We start from the raw sequence: 13,532 nt of genomic DNA, 5'->3' as shown, positions 1-13,532 counted from the left end.
GCCCATCCCGCTCAGCGAGTGAGGCGGTACGTCCGCCCCGGCGCCGTCCGGAACGAGACGACCCCGTCCCGCGTGGTGTGGGCGACGCGCCGGCCGTGGTCGTCGACCACGGTGACCCGATCGCCGCGCCACGGGGTGGCCAGCGCGAAGCGGTTGCCCTTATCGCTGGTCACGTCCACGTACCGGACGCCGCCGGCCTTCCGCTCGGCGGACACGGTGAAGGCGCCCTTGGCGCGCAGCCGTACGAACTTCGCGTCCCGGCCCTCGGGCCACGCGGGGACGACTCCCTCCAGATTGATGGGCTGGTCGTTCTTGTTGAGCAGTGCGTTGCCCTTGATCGGGTTGTTGATCTCATCGGCGAGCAGGATGACGTCGAGTCCGTCCATGGTGGCGGTCGGGTAGGGCGTCAGGCAACGCGGTCAGCACCCGGCGGATATAGCCCAGGTCATAGACGGAGTTGAGGTCGTCCCCACCCTCGTTGACCGCGCTGTGCCGGACGATGTACTTCCCCGTGGCCGGGTCCTTCTCCACGAAGTCCAGCCAGAAGTCGCCGAGCTCCTTCAGGAACGGATAGGTGGTCTCGCGGAAGAACTTCTCGTCGCCCGTGTACTCGTAACTCCACAGGAACGGCAGCGCGGCGAAGGTGCCATTGGTCTGCTGATCGCTGGGCAGTTTGGTGTGATCCTTCACCGGTGCCACCGGCACCTCGGCCGGGGCCGGGCGGGTCATGTCGAACGGCATGACGCTCCGCTTGAACGTCACCCCCTCGTACCTGGCGGCGTGGGTGAGGTTGCGCATGTACGGGATCTCGGATGCGATCAAGTCGTAGTACGGGCGGGCGAGTTCCGGGCGGTTGGCCGAGTAGACGCCGTAGGGCGGAGCTCTTCGACGTGGCGGAGGGCGCGGGCGGCCGGGCCGGTGTCCCGTAGGCGGTGCGGATGTCCGCGCCGCCTACGGGACGTGCCGCTACCCGACCGCGGGGAGGGCCGTCAGGAGCGCTTCTCGATGGTGATGAACGGGTCCCACTGGAAGTACCCGACCAGCTGCTGATCGCTGTCCAGGATCTGGAAGTAGAAGTGGTAGGTGACCTCGCCGATCTTCTTGACGTCCGCCTCCCAGAAGTGATCCTCGTAGTCCTGTGTTTCGAAGTCCGGCCGGTCGGTGGCCCCATCCTTCGGGATCGGATAGGTGCCGTCGCCGATCACGACCTGCGGTGTGCTGATGAGCGGGTCGTCGCTCACGTACCGGTACAGCAGGGCGCAGTACTCGCTGTTGAGCGACAGCGTCGTCTCGCGCCACCTGACGATGTCCCTGGGGTTGGCGCGGAAGTTCAGCTCGGCCCCCGAGGTGCCGACGACGCGGTCCTGACGCGTCGTCATATAGATCAGGCTCTGGTCGACATACGTCGGCTCGTTGTAGTCCTTCGACGCGTCGGGATACTGCTTGGCGATCGAGTACGCGTCGAACGCGATCAGCACATTGATGATTTCCGACATGTTCCTATTCCCCTTTCACTTTGTACGCCATCGCCCGTGGGTAGTCGTGCCGGTGCAGGCGGACCCGGACCAGCAGTGGTCCGGAGTTGACCGGGTCGGTCGGGTCGGTGAGGCGGGCCAGCAGCTCGTCCAGCTCGGCGGCGCGGGCCACGCCGACCCCGTGCGCCGGGGTCTTCTTGTCCGAGAAGACATCCGCCAGCCGCTCGTAGCGCCACGGGTGGAGGACGTTGTAGAAGTCCGCGCCCTCCGTGTCATCGGCGCCGCGTGTGTTCCGGTCCGCGTAGTAGGACGGGTGCACCAGCATCTGCTCGATGCCGTAGAAGTGCCCGTTGTCCATCACGAACACCACCGACCGCAGCCCGAGCCTGGTGTGGGTGGAGATCTCCTGGCAGGTCTCCTGGAAGGCGCCGTCGCCGACGAACACCATCGGGCGGGCGTGGCCGCGCTCGGGGGCGAGCGCCGCGCCGGTGGCCGCGCCCACGGACCAGCCGATGGACAGCCAGCTGACCTGCGACAGGAAGCCGCCCGCGGGCAGGGTCAGGTTCATCGAGCCGATGAGGGAGAACGCGGCGTCGGAGACCACGGTCCAGCTCTCCCGGGTCTCCTTGGCCAGGAAGTGGTTGATCCGGTCGAACACCCCGTCGTACGTGAGCCGTTCGCCGGACCCGGACGGTGAGCCGCCGGCGCGGAGCGTCGTGGCGCGGTGGTCGTCGAGGGAGGCGGGACGGTCCTCGGCTGCGCCGTGGTGGGCGTGGGCCTCGGCGAAGTAGTCGGCGGTCAGGCCGCCTGAGCCGAAGCGCGCCACCAGCGCGTCCTGGAGGGCGGGTATCAGCCGGGCGAGCTGGACGTCGGGGAAGTACTGGGTGCCGACGCCGACCCCGCCCCGGGCCGCCACCACCCAGTCCGTGCCGACGGCCAGTTCACCGCCGAGGTTCTTCGAGGTGGACCAGGTGCCGAGGCCGATCCGGCAGGTGGCCCAGTCCTTGAAGACCGCGTGCACATCCGGATGGCTGGCCTTGCCGTTGTAGACGCCGTGGAACTGCGGCAGCCGCTCGTCGAGGACGGCCTTGGCGCCGACGGTGGTGCAGAACGGCACCCCGGTGGCCTGCGTCAGATCGGAGAGCTGCCGGTCGAGGCGGAACCGCTCGACCTCCTCGCCCGCCCATACGATCGGACGGGGCCTGCCGTCCGGACCGGGGTGCTCCTCGACCAGCGTGAGGATCGCGGCGACGGCCTTGTCCAGCATGGCCTGGTTGCGCGCGCTGAACGGCCGCTCGCGGCGCAGCAGCGGCTCCTCGGCCACGGCACACGGCTCGTCCCACAGATCCTCCATCACCTCCAGATAGACGGGCCTGCGCTCGGACAGACAGGCGGTGAGCGCGGCGTCGATCTGGCCCGGGGCGAGGCCCGGGTTGGAGATGACCTGCGCCTCCACGGTGACCTGTCGATAGGCGTCCAGGTTGCTCTCCCGGCGCGGGCTCATATGGGAGGTGAGCAGGCCGAGGGCGCGGTAGTTCTGCCACTGCTCGTACGGCGGGCAGGCGTTGATGGCGATGAGCGGGACATGCTCCACATACGCCCCGCCACAGGCGTTGAGCAGGTTGAACGCACCCACGCTGTAGGTGACCGCGGCCGCGCCGATGCCATGGAGGCAGGCGTAGGAGTCGGCGGCCTGGCCCGCGCCGCCCTCGGTGGGGGTGCCGACCCACTCGATGTCACCCTCGGCCCGCAGGGTGGTGAGGAACGGGCCGAGGTGGTTGCCGGGCACCCCGAACAGATGGGTGATGCCCAGCTCGGCCAGGCGGCGGGCCAGATAGCGGGCGACCGTGCACTCGGGGGCGCTCGCGGTCACGAGGGGTCCTCCTGGTTCGGGCCCGGTGTGGTGAGGGGCGGGGCCTGGTGGACGGCGACGGCGGCGCGGACGGCGCTCTCCAGGGCACCCTCGATCCAGGCGTGCTTGAGGGAGGTGTGCTCCCCGGCGAAGTGCACCGGGCCCTCGGGGCGGGAGGCGTCCAGGTGGAAGCTGGTCATCTGGTGCGGGGTGTACGTGGCGGCCTCGCCGAAGGCGTACGGGTCGCGGGCCCAGCTCTTGGTGGCGCCCAGGCCGGTGAAGAACACCTCGATGCGGCGTCCGTGCAGGGCCTGGAGGTTGCGCAGGGCGTAGACATAGCGCTCCGCCTCGCGCATGGAGTCCCAGCGCGCGGCGTCGTCGGACCAGGAGTACGAGGCGAGCACCACACCGCCGGTGCTGCCCTCGACCGGGTGCGAGGGGTAGTAGATGAACCGGTTGGGGTTGTCGGTGGCGGAGCCGCCACCGAAGCAGTGGGTGGCGGGGCGCACGGCCGGGCCGCGCAGCGGCATGGCGCTGTTGACCTGGCGCAACTCCTCGGTGACGCCGCTGTCCTTGACCGCGGCACCGAGCAGGTCGCGGCCGGCCTCGGCGAGCGCGGGAACGGGGTCCGTGCCGGTCCCGCCGCCGCGCTGGTAGTACTCGTAGAGACCCGGTGTGATGCCGTCGAGCTCCTCGCGCCAGTCGTCCTCGGTGAACTCCCACCACCGGTGGCTGAACTCCAGCAGCACCTTGGTGGCCGAGTCGTAGTGGGTCTCGATGATGGCGCGGCGCTTCTTGTACGACATCGAGGGGACGATCTCCACGAAGCGCAGGGTGGAGAACGGGATGGCGACGATCGCCAGGTCCGCGGTCCACAGTCGCGTGGGGCCCGCCGGGTTGTCCTCGGCGACGGTCCGCACGGCCACGCCCCAGCCGTCGGGCCCGACGGCGCCGGTGCCCTCGGGCGGGGAGTCGCGGCTGGGGTCGAAGTACTCCAGGCGGATCATGCGGTGACCGAACCGCACCTCGTCGCGCAGGCCCCGGTGGAGGGCGTCCGGCAGCCGCCAGCTGCCGCCGGGTATCTCCCAGTAGCGCACCCCGGGGCTGATGTCGGTGTGGCTCAGGAAGCTGTGGAAGAAGGAGAGATGGAGCCGCGAGGACATGTTCTCCAGCGTTCCGACCGCCTCGATGGCCTCGTCGCTGAGCCCGGCGTAGTCGCGCAGGAAGCCGCCCATCGAATAGCCGTCGAAGTCATGGATCACCCGGGCCCAGCCCTCGATCCACTCCTCGAGCGGCTTGTTGACCCGCTTCCCGTCCACGACGTCGGAGTAGTAGTCCCGCACGCTCTCCAGCGCGTCGTCGACCATCCGCACGGCGGGGGCGCGCATCTCGTCGTCGGTGAGGTGGAAACCCTCGTTGATCTTCTCCGGGACGGCGCCGTAGTCGGCGCGCCGCACCTGGACGCGGTTGGTGCGGATCCAGGTGTTGCCGCGCTTGTCCGGCGCGCGGAAGTCGGGGCTGTCGTCGCCGTAGGTCCAGGTGCGACCGGTGAAGGAGGTGTACGTCACCGGGGGGACGGGGACATCGGGGCCGCTGCCGGTGGCGGGGTCGACGTCCACGTTGTAGAACAGGCGGCGGCCGAGCCCGAGTTTGTCGACGAGGGCGAGGACGAGCGGATGGAAGTCGGGCAGCCGCATGGCGCCGGCCTCGGCGTACTGGGCGGCGTCGTCGAACGGCTGGTGGTGCTTGGTGGTGCGGAAGGTCTTGATGCGCCCACCGACACGGCCGGTGTTGGCCTCCAGGATGGTGACGTCGTGGCCCGCGTCCTTGAGCAGGCGGCCGGCCACCAGACCGGTGATACCGGCGCCGATGATGAGGATCTTCTTGCGGGGGTGGCGGGTGACGCCGAGGCTGCCCGTGTCGATGAGGGTGTGCAGATAGCCGAGTTTGAGGTCGGTGTTGTCCGGTCCGATGAGGAGGAGTTCGCGGGCCAGCTTGAGACACGTCTGCCAGCGCGCACGGGTGGCGGAGTTATCGCGTGGAGCGTCGGTCATAGCTTGCGATCGTAGATTTGAAGAAACGATTTCTCGTTTCTTTCGCAAGGTAATGTATGGGTAAAGTCCTAAAAGGGTGGACCTGGTGGCTGACGGAATTTCGACTTGCTGGATTTTCCCTGGGAGGAGCCCGCGATCCGGCTGGGACAGATGCTTCACCAGGGACCGAAGGGGAAGAGCGGAGCGGCGTCGTCAGCGCATCGGCGAACTCGGCGGCCATCCCGGCGACGGGCGCAACGGGGCCAGGTCGGCCATGCTCGCGATATGGGCGGACGTCGAACTCCTGCCCGATGATGAAGAAAAGCGCGCCGCAGCAATACCTGTGGCCGCTCGGCTGCCGTTCAGAAACCCATTCCGACGGGCCCGGCCGCCCATCCGAATTGGTTTCAGGCCGTCAAGGACGTGGCGTACGGGAAATGGGATGAGCGGGTTCCCGGCGCGCCGGAAACCCGCTCATTTGTCGTAGGGGAGTCGGAGTCGTCACCGCTTGCCCTGCGTGGCGGCCCGTCAGGCGGCTCGGTCCGCCAGGGTGTTGCGCAGGGCGGCGAGCCCGTCGGCGTAGATGCCGTGGAAGAGCGCGACGGCTTCGTCGTCGCTGACGCCGGTGGGGGTGAACTCCCCGGACCACTCGACGCGCGACGCGTCGGACCGGCCGGGGACCTCGCGCACGCGCAGCGTGGAGAGGTAGTCGGTCACCGGGAACGGCGCCTCCAGGATGGCGTAGCTGTACGAGCGCGCCGCGTCGTCGAAGGCCACGAGCCGCTCGACGATCACGCCGCCTTCCTCGTTGCGCAGTCGGCGGACGCGGCCGCCCTCGGCGGCGACGCTCTCGGAGATGTACGGCAGCCAGTCGGGCAGCGCGTCGAAGCCGCCGATGAGCTGCCACACCCGATCCGGTGGTACGGGCAGGTCGAGGGTGGCGGTGGTGGAGGCCATGGAGGTGCTCCTGTCGGGGTGGGGGGAAGGGGGATCGTCAGGCGGTGGGCAGCGGTGCGAGCGGGGAGACCAGCCCGGCCTCGCGGAGCTCGGTCCAGAACGCCGCGGGGATGGCCTCGCCGAGGGCCGCGACGTCCTCGGCGATACGGCTGGGCCGGGTCGCGCCCGGGATCACGGCGGCGGCCGCCGGGTGGGCCAGGGGGAACTGGAGGGCGGCCGCCTTGACGCTGACGCCGTGCCGCTCGGCGAGCTCCTTGATGCGCGCCACCTTCTCGATGATGTGCGCGGGCGCGTCCTGGTATTCGAAGTGGGTGCCGCCCGCGAGGATGCCGGAGCTGTAGGGGCCGCCGACGACGAGGCTGACGCCCTGGTCGGCCGCCGTGGGGAGCAGGCGCTGGAGGGCGCGGTCGTGGTCCAGCAGCGTGTAGCGCCCGGCCAGCAGGAAGGCGTCCGGCTTCGGCTCGTCCAGATCGAGGGTGAGCTCGATGGGTTCGACGCGGTTGACGCCGAGCCCCCACGCCTTGATCACGCCCTCGTCGCGCAGCTGCTGGAGGACGCGGAAGGCGCCGGTGCGGGCACTCTCGTAGACGGCGAGCCACTCGTCGCCGTGGAAGTCCTGGGCCACGTCATGGACCCAGACGATGTCGAGCCGGTCGGTGCGCAGGCGCCGCAGGCTGTCCTCGATGGACCGCTTGGTGGCGTCGGCCGTCCAGTCGTGTACGAGCTTGTTGGGACGGCCGTGCTCGAACAGCCCGCCCTTCTCGCCGAGTTCACGGGCGGCGGGGTCCTCGACCTCGTCCAGGATGACGCGCCCCACCTTGGTGCTGAGCACGTAACCGTCCCGGGGGCGCCCGGCGAGCGCGTCGCCGAGGCGTATCTCCGCCAGGCCCGCGCCGTAGAAGGGGGCGGTGTCGTAGTAGCGAATGCCGTGGTCCCAGGCGGCGTCGACGGTCGCGGCGGCCTCCTCGTCGGAGACGTCGCGGAACATGCTGCCCAGCGGGGCCGTGCCCAGTCCGAGGCGGCCCGGGAGCAGAGACGTGATGGTCATGAAGTGTCCTCGCGGAAAGAGGGGGAAGGGGCGGACTCATGGCTCTCGGCCGGTCCGCCGTTCGTTCGCCTTCGACGTTAGGATCGGGACTTCAGACTGTCCAAGACTCTCTTGGATGTACTTGAGTCCTCGGAGGTCTTACATGCTTGACCTGCGACAACTGCGCTACTTCAGTGTCGTGGCCGAGACCGAACACGTCGGCCGCGCCGCCGAGCAACTCCACATCTCCCAGTCCCCCCTCAGCCGGCAGATCGCTCAGCTGGAGAAGAACCTCGGCCTGACCCTGTTCGAGCGCGGCCAGCAGCGCATCCGGCTCACCCGCGACGGCGCGATCTTCCTCGGCGAGGTCCGGGCGCTGCTGCGCCACGCCGACCGGCTGGAGAACCTGGGCCGTCGGCTGGGCAGGGGCGAGGAGGGCGGGCTGTGCATCGGCTACGTGGCCGACGCCATGCACACCGGTGTGCTGCCGGGCGCGCTGCGCCGGCTCCAGGAGGAGAGCCCCGGCGTCCATGTCGCGCTGTACAGCATGGCCGCGGCCGAGCAGTTCGAGGGGCTGCGCCAGCGCAGCCTGGACATCGCCCTGGTGCGGGAGGAGCCGGACCGCGACGACCCCGTGCTGCGCGCCGCGCCGCTGCTGGAGGACCCGTTGCTGCTGGTCCTCCCGGCGGGCCACCCGCTGGCCGCGCGCGAGACGATCTCGGCGAAGGATCTGGACGGACAGCCGTGGATCGCGGTCGAGGAGCCGGGCGACCCGGCGTGGCGGGACACGTTCGTCGCCTCGTGCGTGGCCTCGGGCTTCACCCCCGACATCCGGCTCGACGCCGCGGATCCCCTGACGGCGCTCGGCCTGGTGGCCTCCGGCCTCGGGCTGGCGCTGGTGCAGAAGAGCATGGTGCGCGGCGCCACGGAGGCCGTGGCCGTGCGCACACTGCCCTGGTATGAGGCGTCCGTCCATCTGTGGGCGGTCTGGCACCACATCGATCTGCGGCCGGTCGTCGCCTCGTTCCGCCAGACGGTGCTGTCGGACGAGCGGGAGATGGATGCGGCGCCGCCGGCCGGTGGTCTCGCCTCCGGGGTGTGAGGTCAGCCGGGGAGCTCACACCCCGGAATCCGGAGTGACGAGGCGTCAAGGGGGGACGCCTCCAACGAGGCCACGGCGGCGACCAGGGTGGTGAGCCTCGGGTCCCGCGCCGCCAGGTCGAGCGCCTCGCGCAGGGCGCCTTCGTACGTCGGCCGGGCCTGGCCGAGCAGGAGCAGCCCGGCCTCGGTGACATTGGTGTAGATCCCGCGCCGGTCGGTGGGGCACAGGTAGCGGGAGAGGAGTTCGCGGTCCTCGAGCCGGGTGACCAGGCGGGTGGTGGCGCTCTGGCTGAGGGCGACCGCGTCGGCCACCTGCTTCATCTGAAGATGGCCGTTGTCCCCGTCGTGCTGTCGGCTCAGGACGTTCAGGACCGCGTACTCGCGGGCGCTGAGCTCATGACGGGTGTGTAGAGCCCCCTCCAGATGCGTCTCGATCCTGCTGTGCAGCAGTGACAGGGCGCACCAGCTCTGGGCGAGGGGAGCGGCGACGAGGTCCGGTGTGGTCATGGGCGGTGTGGCCATGGATGCCTCCTGATGCGGGGTGGGGCGGGGCCCGGTCGGGGTCCGCGGCGGTGACGGTGACGTGATACACAGCACGAGCAATATAGCGCGCTTGCAATTACTGCGCCTGCAAGTATTGTGGGTGCACGTAAAGGGCGGTAGCAATCACTTGGAGTGAACTTTCATGCCCATCGCACTGCTGGCCCTCGCCATCGGGGCCTTTGGGATCGGAACCACCGAGTTCGTGATCATGGGGCTGCTGCCCGAGGTCGCCGGGGACTTCGATGTGTCCATCCCCACCGCCGGATTCCTGGTGACCGGCTACGCGCTCGGCGTCATGGTCGGCGCGCCGCTGATGACCGCGCTCGGTACGAAGATCTCCCGCAAGCGCATGCTGATGCTGCTGATGGGGCTGTTCGTGGTGGGCAACCTGCTCTCCGCGGTGGCCCCCGCCTTCGGCGTGATGGCCGCGGGGCGGATCGTCGCCTCCTTCGCGCACGGCGCGTTCTTCGGCATCGGATCCGTCGTCGCGGCCGACCTGGTCGCACCCGAGAAGAAGGCCGGAGCCATCTCGATGATGTTCACCGGCCTGACCATCGCCAACGTCGTCGGCGTGCCGCTGGGCACCTCGATCGGCCAGTCACTGGGGTGGCGGACCACCTTCTTCCTCGTCGCGGCGCTCGGCGTGATCGGCCTGGCGGGCATCGCCAAGCTCGTTCCCGACATCCCCAAGCCGGAGGGCGTGCACCTGATCCATGAGCTGGCGGCGTTCCGTAACGCACAGGTGCTGCTGGCCATGGCGATGACCGTGCTCGGCTTCGGCGGTGTCTTCGCCGCCATCACCTACATCGCCCCGATGATGACCGAGGTCGCGGGCTTCGCGGACTCCTCCGTCACCTGGCTGCTGGTCCTCTTCGGCCTCGGCATGGTCGGCGGCAACCTCCTCGGCGGCCGGTTCGCCGACCGGGCGCTGATGCCGATGCTGTACGTGTCGCTGGGCGCCCTCGCGCTGGTCCTCACCGCGTTCACCTTCACCGCGCACAACAAGATCGCGGCCGCCGTCTCCATCGCTCTGGTCGGCGCCCTGGGCTTCGCCACCGTGCCCCCGCTACAGAAGCGGGTGCTGGACCACGCGGCGGGTGCCCCCACCCTCGCCTCCGCCGTCAACATCGGCGCCTTCAACCTGGGCAACGCGCTCTCGGCCTGGCTCGGCGGCCTGGTGATCTCGGCCGGACTCGGCTACACCGCGCCCAACTGGGTCGGCGCCATCCTCGCCGGATCCGCCCTGGTCCTCGCCGTCCTCTCGGCCGCCCTGGAGCGCCGCGACGCCCGCCGCGGCCACGACGGCGCCACCACCGAACCGGCCCCCGCGTTCACCGGCCGGTACTGAGCCACCCCGTACCGGCACTGAGCCACCCCGTGACCAACACCGAACAGCACCACCACCATCAAGGAGACCGACCCGCCATGAGCACCCCCGAGACCGCCGTCGCCCCGCTGACCACGAAGGACGCCGAGGCCCTCGTCCAGGCCGCCCGCACCGCCGCCGAGGCGGCCGGGGTGGCGGCCGCGATCAGCGTCCTCGACGCCGGTGGCCATCCGCTGGCCTTCCGGCGCGACGACCGGGCCGTACTGATCGCGGGGGAGACCAGCACCCGCAAGGCGTTCACCGCACTCCAGCTGGACGCCCCCACCGCGGGCCTGGTCGACGCGGTCCAGCCCGGAGGCGCCTTCCACACCCTGCCCACCGCCCTCGACCGTCCGCTGCTGTTCATCGCCGGTGGCGTCCCGGTCCACCGCGACGGCCGGCTGATCGGCGCGCTCGGCGTGGGCGGCGGCGCCCCCGAGCAGGACCACGAGATCGCCACCACGGCGGTCGCGACGCTCGGCTGACCCGGGCCCAGACCCCCGAGCCACAGAAACCCCACTACACCCACGACCTGACGAAGGACACCATGACCTCCGTACCCAACGTCACCCTCCACACCGGCCTCGAGATCCCGCAACTGGGCTTCGGCGTCTTCCAGGTGGAGGACGAGCGGACCACCGGCGCGGTGCTCTCCGCCATCGAGGCCGGCTACCGCTCCATCGACACCGCGGCCATCTACGGCAACGAGGGCGGTGTCGGCCGTGCCCTGGCCGAGTCCGGCGTCCCCCGCGAGGAGCTGTTCCTCACCACCAAGCTGTGGAACGCCGACCAGGGGTACGACTCCACCCTCGTGGCCTTCGACGCCAGCCTGGCCAAGCTGGGCACCGACTACGTGGACCTCTACCTGATCCACTGGCCCACCCCGGCCCGTGACCTCTACCTGGACACCTGGCGCGCCCTGGAGAAGCTGCTGGCCGACGGCCGCACCCGCGCCATCGGCGTGTCCAACTTCCAGCCCGCCCATCTGGGGCGGCTGCTGGACCACAGCGGTGTGGTCCCGGCCATCAACCAGGTCGAGCTGCACCCCTACCTCCAGCAGGGGGAGCTGCGGGCCTTCCACGCCCAGCACGACATCGCCACCGAGGCGTGGAGCCCGCTGGCCCAGGGCGCCCTTCTCCAGGACCCCGCCCTCACCGCGATAGCGCGGCGACACGGCAAGACGCCCGCCCAGGTGGTCCTGCGCTGGCACCTCCAGCTGGGGAACGTCGTGATCCCCAAGTCCGTGACCCCCGCCCGCATCCGGGAGAACATCGACGTCTTCGACTTCACCCTCACCCCTGAGGACATCGAGGCGATCGGCGCTCTCGACCGCGGTCAGCGCACCGGGCCGGACCCCGACACCCTCAACTGACCCGGCCGCCGGGCCACCGCGTACTGCCGCACTTCCGGTGTCGTCGCCGTCTCCGATGTCACCCTGAGCCGCTACCCGGGCGAGGTGCTTGCCATCTGCGGAGCGAACGGCGCCGGCAAGTCGACACCTTCAGCGTCCAGGAGAACGTCTGGCTGACCGGCCTCAGCGCGGCGGGCCGCCGCAGGCCGTGGCAGCTCGTCGGGGGGCGCGACCGCACGGAGCGTACGTGCGCCGCCCTCGGCGTGGTCGGGATGCGCGGGGTGGACCTCGGCATGCCGGCCGGACGGCGCGGCCCCGGCCCCCGTCAGATGGTGGCGCCCAGCCGATCCCAGGTGAACGAGCACCGGGTGCTGCTGGACGAGACCACCGCGTCCACCACCGAGGAGCACTTCAAGGACGTCGAGGCACTCGTGCGCAAGGAGCGCGAAGCCGGTCCCGCCGGGTCAGCCGAAGTCGGCGACGGCGCCGGTGACGGCCTTCCAGCCCAGCGCCCGCGAAATCTCCTGGCCGGCCTCGACCAACCGCTCGCGCGGACCGGCCGGGTCCGTGCCGAGGATCGCCTCGCGGACCCCGCTGATGGACAGGGCGGCACGCACCTGCCCCCGGTAGTCCAGGATCGGGACGCCGAGCGCGGCCACGCCGGCGTGCAGCGGCAGCGCACCGCCGAGTCAGGGCGAGGGACTGGACCCGCCGGCCGTCCAGCCGCTCGATGCACACCGCCTCGCGGCCGCGCTGGACGCACAGGTACACCGTCTCGCCGGTCTCGTCGTGGAGGCGCTCCAGCACCGGCTGCGCGAAGCGCCGCTCGTCGAAACGTTCCACGACGGGGGTGCCGAGGGTGAGCAGATGGAACCCCAGACGGAAGGTGCCGCGGCGGCTGCCGCCCTCCACCATGTCCAGGCCCTGGAGGCTCGACAGCAGCCGGTACACCGAGCTGCGGGGCTCGCCCAGCTCCTCCGCGAGCTGTGCGGCCGTCGCCTCTCCCTTCGCCGCGAGCAGGTCGAGAACCTCAACGGACTTACGGACGAGAGCCAGACGTCTCTGGTCAGGAATCTGCTCAGGAATCGACGCCGATGAACGGGTGCGGGGAGGCGGTGCGGGGCGCCGGGATCCGGCCGTCCCGTACCCGGCGCCGGAACCAGATGACCTTTCCGGTGGCGGTGACGCGGGTGCCGAAGGTATCGGCGAGCGCGGCGACGAGGAGCAGCCCGCGGCCGCCCTCGGCGTCGGGGTCGCTGGGGCGCGGCCGGGGCGCCTCATGGCAGCCGTCCCCGACCTGGCAGATCACACAGCATCCGCGGCGCAGCCGCAGCCGCAGCCACACGGGCCCGTCGGCATGCTCGATCGCGTTGGTCACCAACTCGTCCACCATGAGGACGATGTCGTCGGCGGCGGTGTCGGGCACCCCCCAGCCGCGCAGCGCGCCCGCCGCGGTACGGCGGGCCCGGCCCACGGCGGCCGGGTCGGAGGCCAGCCGCAGGGCCAGCCCGCGCGGGGTGGTGTGGACATCGGGCGGACCCGTCCGCCGGCGCGGCGGCGGGCCGTTGGGCGGTGAGGGAGGCACGGTGGCGATCGCGCCCGCTGGGTTCACTGTCATTTCCGTACTCCTTTCCGGGCGCTGTGCGGTCCGGAAGGGGGTTGTGGCCGACTCCGTCGGGAAGGGGCCACCTCCCAGAGTGGTAGTGATTTCTGCGATGGTCAAGGTAATTCGAAGAAATTTCCACGCCCGCCTCCCGGAGTGCGGTTCATGTCGAGCGTGTGTCGTGGAAATTTCTTCGAGGCACGTTGACAGTGCTCGAAACCTCT

At 70.4% G+C, this 13,532-nt stretch carries 13 protein-coding genes and 3 pseudogenes; 5 read left to right on the top strand and 11 right to left on the bottom strand.

The features are described from left to right. Positions 1–11 precede the first annotated feature (11 nt). The 7 genes and pseudogenes from ACJX2R_RS08965 to ACJX2R_RS08935 form a co-directional block, all read right to left on the bottom strand. Entirely contained in the window at positions 12–386 is a 375-nt protein-coding gene (locus ACJX2R_RS08965; protein ID WP_413099582.1) for a glycoside hydrolase family 95-like protein, read from the bottom strand. Beyond that, a pseudogene (locus ACJX2R_RS08960) lies at positions 352–843 on the bottom strand (glycosyl hydrolase family 95 catalytic domain-containing protein); the annotation flags it as partial. The gene ACJX2R_RS08965 and the pseudogene ACJX2R_RS08960, both read right to left, overlap by 35 nt. Before the next feature lie 146 nt (positions 844–989). Next, entirely contained in the window at positions 990–1,496 is a 507-nt protein-coding gene (locus ACJX2R_RS08955; protein WP_413099581.1) for an inclusion body family protein, read from the bottom strand. 4 nt (positions 1,497–1,500) lie between these two features. Next, entirely contained in the window at positions 1,501–3,348 is a 1,848-nt protein-coding gene (locus ACJX2R_RS08950) for a thiamine pyrophosphate-binding protein (protein ID WP_413099580.1), read from the bottom strand. Next, positions 3,345–5,381 (bottom strand): flavin monoamine oxidase family protein, encoded by a 2,037-nt coding sequence (locus ACJX2R_RS08945; RefSeq protein ID WP_413099579.1) that lies wholly within the window; start codon positions 5,379–5,381, stop codon positions 3,345–3,347. The genes ACJX2R_RS08950 and ACJX2R_RS08945 overlap by 4 nt, the downstream gene beginning before the upstream one ends. A 507-nt stretch (positions 5,382–5,888) precedes the next feature. Then, positions 5,889–6,317, bottom strand: coding sequence for an SRPBCC family protein (locus ACJX2R_RS08940; protein ID WP_020873308.1), 429 nt, complete (start codon positions 6,315–6,317; stop codon positions 5,889–5,891). 37 nt (positions 6,318–6,354) lie between these two features. Further along, complete coding sequence (locus ACJX2R_RS08935; RefSeq protein WP_413099578.1) at positions 6,355–7,365, bottom strand: aldo/keto reductase; 1,011 nt, start codon at positions 7,363–7,365, stop codon at positions 6,355–6,357. Between the two features lie 142 nt (positions 7,366–7,507). On the opposite strand from ACJX2R_RS08935, the gene ACJX2R_RS08930 reads away from it, so the two are divergent. After that, on the top strand, positions 7,508–8,446 hold the full coding sequence (locus tag ACJX2R_RS08930) for a LysR substrate-binding domain-containing protein (protein ID WP_413099577.1): 939 nt from the start codon (positions 7,508–7,510) through the stop codon (positions 8,444–8,446). Positions 8,447–8,448: 2 nt separating this feature from the next. Here ACJX2R_RS08930 and ACJX2R_RS08925 read toward each other — a convergent pair whose 3' ends face one another. Continuing rightward, positions 8,449–8,952 carry a MarR family winged helix-turn-helix transcriptional regulator gene (locus ACJX2R_RS08925; RefSeq protein WP_413105808.1) on the bottom strand — a complete coding sequence of 168 codons (504 nt, stop codon included), beginning with the start codon at positions 8,950–8,952 and terminating at the stop codon, positions 8,449–8,451. 178 nt (positions 8,953–9,130) lie between these two features. Here ACJX2R_RS08925 and ACJX2R_RS08920 point away from each other — a divergent pair, with 178 nt between their 5' ends. The 4 genes and pseudogenes from ACJX2R_RS08920 to ACJX2R_RS08905 all read left to right on the top strand — a co-directional run. After that, on the top strand, positions 9,131–10,336 hold the full coding sequence (locus ACJX2R_RS08920; protein ID WP_413099576.1) for an MFS transporter: 1,206 nt from the start codon (positions 9,131–9,133) through the stop codon (positions 10,334–10,336). Between the two features lie 77 nt (positions 10,337–10,413). Continuing rightward, on the top strand, positions 10,414–10,839 hold the full coding sequence (locus ACJX2R_RS08915; RefSeq protein WP_413099575.1) for a GlcG/HbpS family heme-binding protein: 426 nt from the start codon (positions 10,414–10,416) through the stop codon (positions 10,837–10,839). A 62-nt stretch (positions 10,840–10,901) separates the two neighbouring features. After that, positions 10,902–11,726: an aldo/keto reductase gene (locus ACJX2R_RS08910; protein WP_413099574.1), complete on the top strand. Its 825-nt coding sequence runs from the start codon at positions 10,902–10,904 to the stop codon at positions 11,724–11,726. 60 nt (positions 11,727–11,786) lie between these two features. Continuing rightward, positions 11,787–11,882 (top strand): annotated as a pseudogene (locus tag ACJX2R_RS08905) (hypothetical protein); the annotation flags it as partial. Positions 11,883–12,169: 287 nt separating this feature from the next. Here the strand turns inward: ACJX2R_RS08905 and ACJX2R_RS08900 are convergent. The 3 genes and pseudogenes from ACJX2R_RS08900 to ACJX2R_RS08890 all read right to left on the bottom strand — a co-directional run bounded on the left by ACJX2R_RS08900 (position 12,170) and on the right by ACJX2R_RS08890 (position 13,323). Then, positions 12,170–12,364 (bottom strand): hypothetical protein, encoded by a 195-nt coding sequence (locus ACJX2R_RS08900; RefSeq protein ID WP_413099573.1) that lies wholly within the window; start codon positions 12,362–12,364, stop codon positions 12,170–12,172. A 304-nt stretch (positions 12,365–12,668) separates the two neighbouring features. Continuing rightward, positions 12,669–12,725: pseudogene (locus ACJX2R_RS08895) on the bottom strand (hypothetical protein); the annotation flags it as partial. Positions 12,726–12,783: 58 nt separating this feature from the next. Then, on the bottom strand, positions 12,784–13,323 hold the full coding sequence (locus ACJX2R_RS08890) for an ATP-binding protein (protein WP_413099572.1): 540 nt from the start codon (positions 13,321–13,323) through the stop codon (positions 12,784–12,786). Positions 13,324–13,532 lie beyond the last annotated feature (209 nt).

Source organism: Streptomyces sp. Inha503 (genome assembly GCF_047215865.1).
Lineage (GTDB): Bacteria > Actinomycetota > Actinomycetes > Streptomycetales > Streptomycetaceae > Streptomyces > Streptomyces lycopersici.
The sequence above is the reverse complement of the archived record's forward strand: the minus strand, read 5'-3'. Positions and strand labels throughout refer to the sequence as shown.

Coding starts and splice junctions, on each gene's coding strand:
- ACJX2R_RS08945 (WP_413099579.1), bottom strand. CDS start 5,381: ATGACCGACGCTCCACGCGATAACTCCGCCACCCGTGCGCGCTGGCAG.
- ACJX2R_RS08940 (WP_020873308.1), bottom strand. CDS start 6,317: ATGGCCTCCACCACCGCCACCCTCGACCTGCCCGTACCACCGGATCGG.
- ACJX2R_RS08910 (WP_413099574.1), top strand. CDS start 10,902: ATGACCTCCGTACCCAACGTCACCCTCCACACCGGCCTCGAGATCCCG.
- ACJX2R_RS08955 (WP_413099581.1), bottom strand. CDS start 1,496: ATGTCGGAAATCATCAATGTGCTGATCGCGTTCGACGCGTACTCGATC.
- ACJX2R_RS08890 (WP_413099572.1), bottom strand. CDS start 13,323: ATGACAGTGAACCCAGCGGGCGCGATCGCCACCGTGCCTCCCTCACCG.
- ACJX2R_RS08925 (WP_413105808.1), bottom strand. CDS start 8,952: ATGACCACACCGGACCTCGTCGCCGCTCCCCTCGCCCAGAGCTGGTGC.
- ACJX2R_RS08920 (WP_413099576.1), top strand. CDS start 9,131: ATGCCCATCGCACTGCTGGCCCTCGCCATCGGGGCCTTTGGGATCGGA.
- ACJX2R_RS08935 (WP_413099578.1), bottom strand. CDS start 7,365: ATGACCATCACGTCTCTGCTCCCGGGCCGCCTCGGACTGGGCACGGCC.
- ACJX2R_RS08930 (WP_413099577.1), top strand. CDS start 7,508: ATGCTTGACCTGCGACAACTGCGCTACTTCAGTGTCGTGGCCGAGACC.
- ACJX2R_RS08915 (WP_413099575.1), top strand. CDS start 10,414: ATGAGCACCCCCGAGACCGCCGTCGCCCCGCTGACCACGAAGGACGCC.
- ACJX2R_RS08965 (WP_413099582.1), bottom strand. CDS start 386: ATGGACGGACTCGACGTCATCCTGCTCGCCGATGAGATCAACAACCCG.